Raw genomic sequence first — 10,662 nt, 5'->3', positions numbered from 1 at the left:
GGGGTTCGCCGCCGCCGCTACAAACGTGATCGCCGCCGTCAGCGTCGTCTTCCCGTGGTCCACGTGCCCGATCGTCCCCACGTTTACGTGTGGTTTCGTCCTCTCGAATACACCCTTCGCCATGGTTATTCTTCTCCTTCAAGTTGCGCCCGTGGCGCGATGAAGAGGTGGGCGCTTCGGTTTCAGGGCGAAGCGCCCACCCGCTTGTTACTGCCCTTTTACCAGCTTCTCCTGGATGTTCTTGGGGACTTCGGCATAGTGATCGAAGAACATCACGAACGAGGCCCGGCCCTGGGTCATGGAGCGCATATCGTTGGCGTAGCCGAACATCTCGGCCAAGGGCACGTATGCCCGCACGATGCGGGCGTTGCCCCGGTCGTCCATGCCCTGGATCTGCCCGCGGCGGCTGTTGAGGTCGCCGATGATGTCGCCCAGGAACTGCTCGGGGGTGGTGACTTCGACGCGCATGATGGGCTCGAGCACCACCGGGTTACCCTGCTGGATGGCTTCCTTGATCGCCATGGAGCCTGCGATCTTGAAGGCCATTTCGTTGGAGTCGACCTCGTGGTAGGAGCCGTCATAGAGGGTGACCTTGAGGTCGACGATGGGGAAGCCGGTGAGGGGGCCGGACTGCATGGCCTCCTCGATGCCCTTCTGCACGGCGGGGATGTACTCCTTGGGCACCACGCCGCCCACGATGGCGTTGACGAACTCGAAGCCCGACCCCCGACCCAGCGGCTCGGCCTTGATCTTGACGTGGCCGTACTGACCGCGACCACCCGACTGGCGCACGAACTTACCCTCGACGTCGACGGGCCGGGTGATGGTCTCGCGGTAGGCCACCTGGGGCTTGCCCACGTTGGCATCGACCTTGAACTCGCGCTTGAGGCGATCGACGATGATCTCCAGGTGCAACTCGCCCATGCCGGAGATGATGGTCTGGCCGGTTTCCTGGTCGGTGGAGACCCGGAAGGTGGGATCTTCCTCGCTCAGGCGGGAGAGGGCCACGGCCAGCTTGTCCTGGTCAGCCTTGGTCTTGGGCTCAATGGCCAGGTCGATCACGGGCTCGGGGATCTCGATGGACTCCAGGATCACCGGCTCGTCGCCCTCGCCCACCAGGCTGTCGCCGGTGATGGTCTCCTTCAGGCCCACCACCGCGCCCAGCTCGCCCGCACGCAACTCCTCGACCTCCTGACGGTTGTTGGCGTGCATCTGCAGCAGGCGGGCCACGCGCTCCTTGCGGCCTTTGGTAGTGTTGATCACGTAGGAGCCCGACTTGAGCGTGCCGGAGTAAACGCGAATGAAGGTCAGGCGGCCCACGTAGGGGTCGGCCATGATCTTAAAGGCCAGCGCGGCCAGCGGCCCGTTGGGATCGGCGGGGCGCTCGACCTCCTCACCGCTTTCGGTCCGACCCTTGATGGGAGGGATGTCCAGCGGCGAAGGGAGGTAATCCACCACCGCGTCCAGCAGGAGCTGCACGCCCTTGTTCTTGAGCGCGGAGCCGATGAAAACCGGGAAGATCTTCTGGGCGATGGTGCCCGCGCGGATGGCAGCAATGAGCTCGGCCTCGCTCACCGCTTCGCCCTCGAGGAACTTCATCATCACGCCCTCGTCGAAGTCGGCAGCGGTCTCGACCAGCTTCTCGTAGTACTCCCTGGCCTGCTCGACGTACTCGGCGGGAATCTCGATCTCGCGGATGTCGGTGCCGATGTCGTTGCCGTAGGTGTAGGCCTTCTGGCGCAGCACATCGATGATGCCGCTGAAGGTGTCCTCACGCCCGATGGGTAGCTGCATCACCACCGGGCGAGCCCCCAGGCGCTCCTTCATGGTGTCGATCACCAGCCACAAGTCGGCCCCGGTCTTGTCCATCTTGTTGGCGAAGGCGATGCGCGGAACGCCGTACTTATCGGCCTGACGCCACACCGTCTCAGACTGAGGCTCCACGCCCTGCGAAGCGTCGAACACCGCTATCGCCCCATCGAGCACGCGCATGGAGCGCTCGACTTCGATGGTGAAGTCTACGTGGCCGGGGGTGTCGATGATGTTGATGCGGTGCTCGATGCCGGTCTTCTGGTGCTTCCAGTTGGCAGTGGTGACCGCGGCAGTAATGGTGATGCCGCGTTCCTTCTCCTGCTCCATCCAGTCCATCGTGGCCGCACCCTCGTGCACCTCGCCGATCTTGTGGATACGGCCGGTGTAGTAGAGGATGCGCTCGGTGGTGGTGGTCTTGCCGGCGTCGATGTGCGCGGCGATCCCGATGTTGCGGGTCAGTTTGAGGGCGCTCTCAACCTTAGCGGACATAGTTACCACCGGTAATGGGCGTAAGCGCGGTTGGCCTCGGCCATGCGCTCGACGTCTTCCTTCTTCTTGATGGCCCCGCCCTTGTTCTCAGCGGCTTCCAGCAGCTCAGCCGCGAAGCGGGCGGCGGCGGTGCGCTCGCTGCGGCCTTCGGCAGCGGCGGCGATCCAGCGCAGGGCCAGGGTCTGCTGGCGGCGCGGGGAAACCTCTACGGGAACCTGGTAGTTGGCCCCACCCACGCGGCGGCTGCGCACCTCGACCCGGGGGCGCACGTTATCCACGGCGGCGCGGAAGACCTTGAGGGGCTCCTGGCCACTCTTCTCCTGGATGATCTTGCAGGCATCGTAGAAGATGCGGGCGGCCAGGTTCTTCTTGCCTTCGCGCATGATGCGGTTGATGAAGGCCGAGACCACTACGTCGCCATAGACCAGGTCGGGCTCGAGCCGCCGTACTTCAGCTTGTCTTCTGCGGGACATCCTTCACTCCCCCTTACTTCTTGGCAGCGCCCTTGGCATCCGCCTTGGGTTTCTTGGCACCGTACTTGCTGCGGCTCTTCTTGCGGTCCTTGACACCCTGGGTGTCGTAGGTGCCGCGCACGATGTGGTAACGCACACCCGGCAGGTCCTTCACACGGCCCCCACGGATGAGCACCACGCTGTGCTCCTGCAGGTTGTGGCCCTCGCCGGGGATATAGGCGGTGACCTCGTAGAGGCTGCTCAGGCGCACCTTGGCCACCTTGCGCAGCGCCGAGTTGGGCTTCTTAGGGGTGACGGTGCGCACCACGGTGCAAACGCCCCGGCGGAAGGGGCTGCCCTTCAGAGCGGGCACCTTGCTCTTCTTGACCACGGGAGCACGGCCCTTGCGAAGCAGTTGGTTGATCGTCGGCAGTGTAACCACTCCTTTCTAAGTGCAGGCCGCGAGCGGCCTAAAGCTGAACCCCGCACCTTGGCGCTGGGGCTTCTGCGTCTTGACGCAGGTTGCGCTCGGTGCGGGGTTCTCAGGCGAGAGGCGATTCAGAGCTAAGGCAGCCCTGGTTTCGCCCCTGGATTCTCAAGAATCGCTGTGGCCAAGCTTCCGCCCGGCGCAACCGATGTGACCTCGAGGCTAGGGGCTAGTCTCGAGGCAACGCAACTTCGCGAGTATACAGGGCTTTCATGACTTATGCAAGGGGGTGAAAGCGTGGTCCTGCGGCTCGAAACACCCTCGAGGGACACCGCCTCCGCCCTCACTGCCCCGTGGGGCCTCGGGACGAATCCGTTGGAGGGCAGCCATTCCAACCCCGGATTGACAGTTTGAGTGTTCTTCTGTCAATATGCTTGATGGAGGGAATGTCCATGCCCGTGTACGTCTATCAGGGTCTGGAAACCGGAAACCGCTACGAGTTCGAACAGCGCTTTAGCGAGGCCGCTTACACTCATCATCCCGAAACGGGTGAACCCCTCAAGCGGCTCATCAGCGCACCGGCGGTGATCTTCAAGGGTTCGGGTTGGTACGTCAAGGACAGCAAGAGCCCGTCTTCGACCACGAGCAGGAGCGAGAGCAAGTCCGAATCCAGCTCCCAGGCCGCCGACTGAGGCTGAGGCCTGCGGGTCGAAGGTCGAACGCTGAACGCAAAACACGGATCGATCGTGTTGTGGGCGTTCAGCGTTTTGCGTTTAGGTTAGGCTATAGCCAATGGAGGTCTATAGCCTAAGCGTTGGCCCGCTCCAGGAAAACACCTACCTGCTCGTAGGCGAGGGCGGGTGGGGAGTGATCGTGGACCCCGGCGACGAAGCCGGGCGCATCCTGGCCGAAGTGGAGCGGGTGGGGCTGAAGCCCGAGGCCATCCTGCTGACCCATGCCCACTTCGATCACGTGGGGGCGGTCGCACCCCTGGTCGAAGCCCTGGGGGTGCCGGTGTACCTGCACCCCGCCGATTTGCCCCTGTACCGGCGCACCCGCGAGAGTGGGCTGCGCTGGGGGTTAGACCTTCCCCAGCCGCCCGAGCCTTCCGGGTGGCTCGAGGAAGGCCAGCAACTCGACTTCGGCCTGGGCCTAAAGGTACTGCACCTGCCCGGACATGCCCCCGGCCACGTAGGCTTTTACGCAGATGGCAAGCTGGTCAGCGGCGACGTGCTGTTCAGAGGGAGCATCGGGCGCTACGACCTGCCCCTGGCCGACCCCCAAGCCCTCTTTGGCTCGCTCAAACGGCTCCTGAGCCTGCCCCCGCAAACCGTGGTCTTCCCCGGACACGGGCCCAGCACCACCCTCGGAGCCGAGGCCCGCAGCAACCCCTACTTGCAAGCGCAGGACTAAAGCCTATGCGAATCGCCGTATTCTCCGACATCCACGGCAACCTGGCCGCACTCGAGGCCGTGCTGGCCGACCTCGAGGACATCAGGCCGGACATCGTGGTGGTCAACGGCGACCTCATCAACCGGGGGCCACAGAACCAGGAGGTCATCGAGCGGCTGTGGGAAATGCCCTACCGCTTCACCCTGGGCAACCACGACGACCTGGTGGTGAAGTGGCGTTCCCAGCACGAATCGCTCAAGAGCCTCTTCGACGACCCCTTCTTCGGGGCGACGGGCTGGTCGGCGGCGAGGCTGGACAAGCCCCATCTCGACTGGCTGGCCGCCCTTCCCCACGAGGTGCACCTGGAGGCACTGGCCCTCAGGATCACCCACGGCTCGCCCCGCCACTACCGCGAAGGCTACGACGAACGGCTCAGCGAGGAGGCCCTCGAGCAGATCATCGGCGCTTATCCCGCCCGCTACCTCGTCGGCTCGCACACCCACCGGCCCTACACGCGCCAGCACAACGGGACCATGGTGTGGAACACCGGGGCGGTAGGGGCCCCCTTCAACGGGGATGTCCGCGCCCAGTACCTGGTGCTCGAGGTCAGCGACGAGACCCTCGTGCCCCACTTTCGCCAGGTGGAATACGACCTCGAGGCCACGCTCAAAGCCTTCCGGGACTCGGGGATGCTCGAGGAGGGCGGGCTTTCAGCCGAGATCTTCTACTATGAAACCCAGAACGCCCGCTCGATGCTGGTCCCGTTCTGGCTGTGGACCCAGGCCCAGAAGCGGCCTCTGGACAAAGCTTCCTGGGAAGCCTTCCGCAAGGCCGATCCCGAGCGTTTTGTGCGCTCTGGGTAAAAATACCAACTCGCTGCCGGGGGCAGCCTTTGCTAGGCTGAAGCCGTGATCGGGCAGGTCTTGCCCCGCACGGTTTCTCTCCCAATTCTCCTCGTAGCCTGGGGGGTCTGGCTGGCAGGACTGATCGTTTTGCACGCCCTCTTGCCGCTGGGGGTGGTCATCGCCAACCTTCTGGCCGCTCAGGGCCTCTACAGCACCTCCCTGAAACTGCCCAGGGGACCGTCCGCGGTCCTGCAAGCCCTGGCCTTGGGCCTGAGCCTCCTGGCACTGGGCGACCTGGTGCTGACTTACGAGTGGCTGTTCGAGCTTTACTTATTCAGCGAGCCTCTCTTCCTCTCCGGCACCCTCACCTTCGCGCTGGCCGGGGCCAGCCTGCCCTGGACCATCGAGCGGCTGGGACTGCACGCCCGGGGGATGGCCCTGCGGGCGAGCCTGCTGGCGATCGGAGGGGCTGGCGCGCTGACCTGGCTCGCAGCCAGCTTCAGCAGCCTCCCCTGGCCTAAGCCCGCTTACTACTTCGTGCCTTTCCTCCTGACGCTGCTGTTTTTCCTGGAGGTGCGGCTGATGATCGGCGACCGCATCAAGCGCAGCCTGCGCAACATCGTCTGGGCCTTGCTGCTCGTCAGCTTCGCCAGGGTGATCGCGCTGTTCGCCGGGGATCAGAGCGCCGGGCTCAACCTGCTCAACCAAGCCCTCTACGGCCTGTTCTGGCTGGGGGGGATGAGCTTTCTGACCTGGAACACCAGCCGGTGACGCGCGCACCAGGGAACGACCTCGAGCCCAAGTACAATAGGGACCGAGCATTTTGGAGAGGATAGGGAGTATGCTCGGTTCATCCAAAGGCGTCGTTCAGGTGCACTGCCGCTCGAGCTGGATGAGGCATGCCATCCAGGAGCTGACCGCCCGCATGGAACTGCCCCGGACGGTGACCCTGCTGCTCGACTACCCCGTAGGCTCGGCCCTCGAACTGCTCCCCCTGCTCGAGCCGCCCGTGGTGATCGCCACCGCCTCTGAGTCGCCTTACTACCTCCAGGACCTCATCGAGCACGCTCCCGCCGCTGTGCTCACCGAGCCGATGGAAGCCGCCCAGCTCGAGAGGGCCCTGCGCCTAGCCGCCTCTGGCCAGACCCTCAGCCTGCCCACCATCCCCAGCGACCAGCGCCTCACCCCGCGCGAACGCCAGGTGCTGCGCCTGCTGACCAGAGGGTGGAGCGACAAGGAGATCGCCCAGGAATTGCACATCGGGCCCAAGACGGTCTCGCACTGGGTGCTCAGCCTGCGCCAGAAGATGGGAGCCGAAAACCGCGCCCAGGCCATCTTGCACTACTGGGGCAACCCACCCGCCCTTTTATGAGAGAGCTTCACGGCAGGAGCAAGCTTCCCGAGCAGTTCAGCCGGAAGGCGTAGAGTGGAGCCATGCTGAGTCCCGAGCTGGTGCGTGAGTTCGTGATCGCCGGGCACACCGACCTGGAGAAGGTCCGGCAAATGCTGGCCGAGCACCCCGAGTTGCTCAACCAGGCCCACCACTGGCGACCTGACGACACCGAGACGGCCATCCAGGGCGCGGCTCACGTGGGCAACGCAGCCATCGCCGAATACCTGCTCGAGCAGGGCGCCCCGCTCGACATCTGCACCGCGGCCATGCTGGGCCGGCTCGAGACGGTGCGGGCGATGCTCGAGGCCGATCCCCGCCTGGCCCACAGCCACGGAGCCCACCGCATCCCCCTGCTGCCCCACGCCGCCCACAGCGGCAACGTCGAACTGGCCCGGCTGCTCTTCAAAGCCGGGGCCAGCGAAGGCAGCAGCATGGCCCTGGTCCACGCCGTGCAACGCGGCCACTACCGGCTGGCAAGCTGGCTGCTGGAGTTCACCCAACCCGACCTACAGTGGAAGAACTTCCAGGGCAAGACCGCACGCGACCTAGCCGTGGAGCGCGGCGACGGGGAGCTGGTGGCGCTGCTCGAGGCCCACACCCGGCGATGAACCTCGAGCAATACCTGCGCCAGGCCCGCACCATCGCCGTGCTGGGAGCCCACCCCGACCCGGCCAGGGCCGCCTACTTCGTGCCGGAATACCTACGCCGGGTGGGTTATCGCGTCCTGCCGGTCAACCCTCGCTTCGCCGGTCAGGAGCTGTTCGGGGAGACCGTGGTCGCGGGGCTCGAGGAGATCAGCGTCCCGGTGGACATCCTCGACATCTTCCGCCGCAGCAGCGCCCTGATGGAGCACCTGGAAGCCATCCTCGAGCTCAGGCCCGGCCTGGTCTGGCTGCAATCGGGCATCCGCAACGACGCCTTTGCTCAGAGGCTCGAGCAGGCCGCCATCGCGGTGGTGCAGGACCGCTGCTTGATGTCGGTGCACCGCAGCCTGAGGTGAAAGGAAGTGACTTGACCCCCTTCCAGCACAGCCTGCTCGAGTGGTATCGCGCTCATCGCCGCGCTCTCCCCTGGCGCGAGGAGCGCGACCCCTACCGGATTTTGCTGTCCGAGGTGCTGCTGCAGCAGACCCGCGTGGATCAGGCCATTCCCTACTACCATCGCTTCCTGGAGCGCTTCCCCGATCTCCGCTCGCTGGGGGAAGCCGATCTGGAGGAGGTGCTGCGGGTGTGGCAGGGAGCCGGATACTACGCGCGTGCCCGCAATTTGCACAAGCTGGCCCAGATTGTATCGGCGGAGCCTCCCCTACCCACGAACTATGCCCGGCTGCGCGAGCTGCCCGGCCTAGGCCCTTATACCGCCGCCGCCGTGGCCTCGATCGCCTTCGACGAGCCGGTAGCAGCAGTGGACGGCAACGTACGCCGGGTCATCAGCCGGTTGATGGCCTGGGAGAACCCCACCCCCGCGGCGCTTCAGGCCAAGGCCGAGGAGTGGCTGGCGGCTGAGAGCCCCGGCGAGTGGAACCAGGCCATGATGGAGCTGGGAGCCACCCTTTGCGCGCCCAGGAAGCCCGCCTGCAGGTCGTGCCCCCTGGCCCGGTGGTGTGCGGGCCAGGCCAGCCCGGAGCGCTACCCCGCGCCCAGAGCCCGCCAGCAGCGGGCAACCGAGGCGGTGGCGCTGGTGCTTCAGGGGCCCTACGGGGTCGTGCTCGAGCCCCGCCAGGGGCGAAGCCTGGGAGGCCTGTGGGGGGTGCCGATGGCCGAGGGCCGCTCCCTGGAACCCCTGCTCAGGCGCCTGGCGGCGAGTCACGGCACGACCATCCCGACCCCCGAGCACGCGGGCACCGTGCAGCACGCCTTCACCCACCGCAGGCTGACGGTGCAGGTCTATAAAAGCCGCTGGGAGGGCCCGGCCCACGACCCTCAGAGCAAGCCCCTATCCCAGCTCGACCGCAAAATTCTCCGCCAGGCGCAGGCCCTCTGAGGCCATGCGGGCGTAAGTGCCCTGCCCCAGCACGCACAAGCCCAGGCCGTAGAGCCCCTCGAGCCGCCCCAGCCTGAAGCTTTCTGCCTCCCACTCCGCAGGGGCAAAGCTCTTGTAGCGCACGCTGTAGCCCGGCGTCCCGTCCTGGGCCGCGACCTCGGCGTGTTGATCGACGAACGAAAAGCCCAGGGCCAGCAGGTTCTCGTAGAGGTCGGGATAGGCGGCTTCGGAGAGCCTCCCAGCCTCCTCCACCACGTCGCCGATGGTGAGCCGGGGCATGAGGAAACTCCCCAGCGCCAGCACCACCCGAGAGGCCATGCGCCTGGGGCCTTCCCAGGTTTCCACCCCCACCACCCGCCGCCCCTCGAGGACGAGCCGGGTGGCCGAGGACTGGAAGAGGTGGAGCTGAGGCTCTCCCTCGAGGCGGTACTTGGCCTTCGCGTGCAGCTCCCAGCCCTTCATGCCCACCGCCCCAACCTCGGCCATCAAGCTACCCTCCGGACCGGGTTCGGGGAGGGGGGTGAAGGGCAGGTAAACCGTGTCCAGGCTCTGGGTCAGCAAGCCCACCCGCACCCCCCGGCAAGCCAGGGCGTAAGCAGCTTCCGAGCCGGAGAAGCCCCCTCCGACGATGAGCACCTGATAATCCATGGGCAATACCATACACAAGGTCGACAGCTGGAAGATGCCGAACGTCGAACGCCAGGAGCCACAGGCCATCGGCGTCTTGCGTTTGGCGTATGACGTAGGACGTACGACCCCAGTCGCCCACCCCTCCACCCTCACGGCTTTTTGGTCATTTGTATGGCTCCCGTCTCATCTTCCGCGGCTAGACTGAAGCTAATGCGAGGAGTATTGCTCGGTGCATTGCTTTCTCTGAGCTCGGTGGCCCTGGCCGGGCCGGATGCGCTATTGGTAACGCAGGAATGGACCATCGAGAAGGGCCAGCTCAAGACCTACACGGGCGTGCAGCGGTACAAGGTGGGTGGGGTGGGCGAGATCGAAGCCCTGCTCCAGAAGCTCAGCCGTCCCCCTACCCCGGCCAAATGGGTCTTCACCAAGGACCGGGGCTGGATGGCCATCGAGCGGCCCGGCTATGCCTTCGGACCGCAGAACGCCAAGAACGCCTACCTCAAGGCGCTCAGGGAGGGCAAGAAGGAGTTTCGCCTGCCCGTAGCCTATCAGCGCTCGAGCCGCGGCGTGGATTACTGGTATGCCCTGGGCGTGCGGGAGTTGCTCTCCGAAGCCACCACCACCTTCTACGGCTCGATTCCTGCGAGGATCCACAACATCGCCCACGCCTCGGCAAAGCTCGACGGCGTGCTGATCCCCCCGGCCACCACCTTCTCCTTTCTCCAGACCATGGGGGAAATCTCGGCCCGCACCGGCTTCCGTGAGGCGTACGTGATCGTGGGCGACAAGACCGAGACCGGCGTGGGCGGGGGCGTGTGCCAGACCTCGACCACGCTGTTCCGAGCGGCCTATTTCGCCGGGCTGCCCATCCTCGAGCGCCGCCCCCATAGCTACCAGGTGGGCTACTACAGCCCCACCGGGCTCGACGCGGCGGTGTACTCCCCCACCCAGGACCTCAAGTTCAAGAACGACACCCCTGGCCACATCCTCATCCAAACCCAGGTCCGGGGCTACCGCGTCACCTACCGCTTCTTCGGCACCAAAGACCGCACCACCACCTGGAGCGCTCCCGTGGTGCGCAACGTCATCCCCGCCCCACCCACCCGCTTCATCGTCGATGCCTCGCTGCGCTATGGCCAGCGCAAGCAGATCGACTTCTCGGCCCCCGGAGCCCAGGTGACGGTCTACCGCACCATCCAATTCGACGATGGGCGGGTCGTCAAGGACTCGCTATTCAGC

14 protein-coding genes are annotated in these 10,662 nt (G+C 65.6%); 9 read left to right on the top strand and 5 right to left on the bottom strand.

Going from position 1 to position 10,662, the window contains the following annotated elements; genetic code table 11:
* From Mrose_RS16765 to rpsL, 4 genes are all read right to left on the bottom strand, one after another.
* Window positions 1-123, bottom strand: a 123-nt coding sequence (locus Mrose_RS16765) for a GTP-binding protein (RefSeq protein ID WP_245970005.1), incomplete at its 3' end; no start/stop codon positions are given.
* A gap of 84 nt (window positions 124-207) precedes the next feature.
* Window positions 208-2,301: an elongation factor G gene (gene fusA / locus Mrose_RS16760; RefSeq protein ID WP_119280211.1), complete on the bottom strand. Its 2,094-nt coding sequence runs from the start codon at window positions 2,299-2,301 to the stop codon at window positions 208-210.
* A 2-nt stretch (window positions 2,302-2,303) separates the two neighbouring features.
* Complete coding sequence (gene rpsG / locus Mrose_RS16755; protein ID WP_018467819.1) at window positions 2,304-2,774, bottom strand: 30S ribosomal protein S7; 471 nt, start codon at window positions 2,772-2,774, stop codon at window positions 2,304-2,306.
* A 13-nt stretch (window positions 2,775-2,787) separates the two neighbouring features.
* Window positions 2,788-3,195, bottom strand: coding sequence for a 30S ribosomal protein S12 (rpsL, locus tag Mrose_RS16750; RefSeq protein WP_018467818.1), 408 nt, complete (start codon window positions 3,193-3,195; stop codon window positions 2,788-2,790).
* Window positions 3,196-3,632: 437 nt separating this feature from the next.
* On the opposite strand from rpsL, the gene Mrose_RS16745 reads away from it, so the two are divergent.
* From Mrose_RS16745 to Mrose_RS16710, 8 genes are all read left to right on the top strand, one after another.
* On the top strand, window positions 3,633-3,872 hold the full coding sequence (locus Mrose_RS16745; RefSeq protein ID WP_119280213.1) for an FmdB family zinc ribbon protein: 240 nt from the start codon (window positions 3,633-3,635) through the stop codon (window positions 3,870-3,872).
* A gap of 100 nt (window positions 3,873-3,972) precedes the next feature.
* Entirely contained in the window at window positions 3,973-4,593 is a 621-nt protein-coding gene (locus Mrose_RS16740; protein WP_119280210.1) for an MBL fold metallo-hydrolase, read from the top strand.
* Between the two features lie 5 nt (window positions 4,594-4,598).
* Window positions 4,599-5,435 (top strand): metallophosphoesterase family protein, encoded by an 837-nt coding sequence (locus Mrose_RS16735; RefSeq protein WP_119280208.1) that lies wholly within the window; start codon window positions 4,599-4,601, stop codon window positions 5,433-5,435.
* Between the two features lie 45 nt (window positions 5,436-5,480).
* A complete protein-coding gene (locus tag Mrose_RS16730; protein WP_119280206.1) occupies window positions 5,481-6,188 on the top strand; it encodes a hypothetical protein in 708 nt (235 codons plus the stop codon).
* Between the two features lie 70 nt (window positions 6,189-6,258).
* A complete protein-coding gene (locus Mrose_RS16725) occupies window positions 6,259-6,789 on the top strand; it encodes a response regulator transcription factor (protein WP_119280204.1) in 531 nt (176 codons plus the stop codon).
* Between the two features lie 62 nt (window positions 6,790-6,851).
* Complete coding sequence (locus Mrose_RS16720) at window positions 6,852-7,418, top strand: ankyrin repeat domain-containing protein (RefSeq protein WP_119280203.1); 567 nt, start codon at window positions 6,852-6,854, stop codon at window positions 7,416-7,418.
* Window positions 7,415-7,810, top strand: coding sequence for a CoA-binding protein (locus Mrose_RS16715; protein ID WP_119280201.1), 396 nt, complete (start codon window positions 7,415-7,417; stop codon window positions 7,808-7,810). Before Mrose_RS16720 ends, Mrose_RS16715 begins: the two co-directional genes overlap by 4 nt.
* Window positions 7,807-8,793, top strand: a complete 987-nt coding sequence (locus Mrose_RS16710) for an A/G-specific adenine glycosylase (RefSeq protein WP_420808363.1) — start codon at window positions 7,807-7,809, stop codon at window positions 8,791-8,793. Before Mrose_RS16715 ends, Mrose_RS16710 begins: the two co-directional genes overlap by 4 nt.
* Here Mrose_RS16710 and Mrose_RS16705 read toward each other — a convergent pair.
* On the bottom strand, window positions 8,746-9,441 hold the full coding sequence (locus Mrose_RS16705; RefSeq protein WP_119280197.1) for an FAD-dependent oxidoreductase: 696 nt from the start codon (window positions 9,439-9,441) through the stop codon (window positions 8,746-8,748). The two genes, Mrose_RS16710 and Mrose_RS16705, sit on opposite strands and share 48 nt — an antisense overlap.
* A 192-nt stretch (window positions 9,442-9,633) precedes the next feature.
* Between Mrose_RS16705 and Mrose_RS16700 the strand changes: the two genes are divergently transcribed.
* On the top strand, window positions 9,634-10,662 hold a 1,029-nt coding region (locus tag Mrose_RS16700), incomplete at its 3' end, for a VanW family protein (RefSeq protein WP_245970004.1).

The organism is Calidithermus roseus (genome assembly GCF_003574095.1).
In the GTDB taxonomy this organism is placed as follows: Bacteria; Deinococcota; Deinococci; order Deinococcales; family Thermaceae; genus Calidithermus; species Calidithermus roseus.
This window is presented reverse-complemented; position numbering and strand designations above follow the sequence as displayed.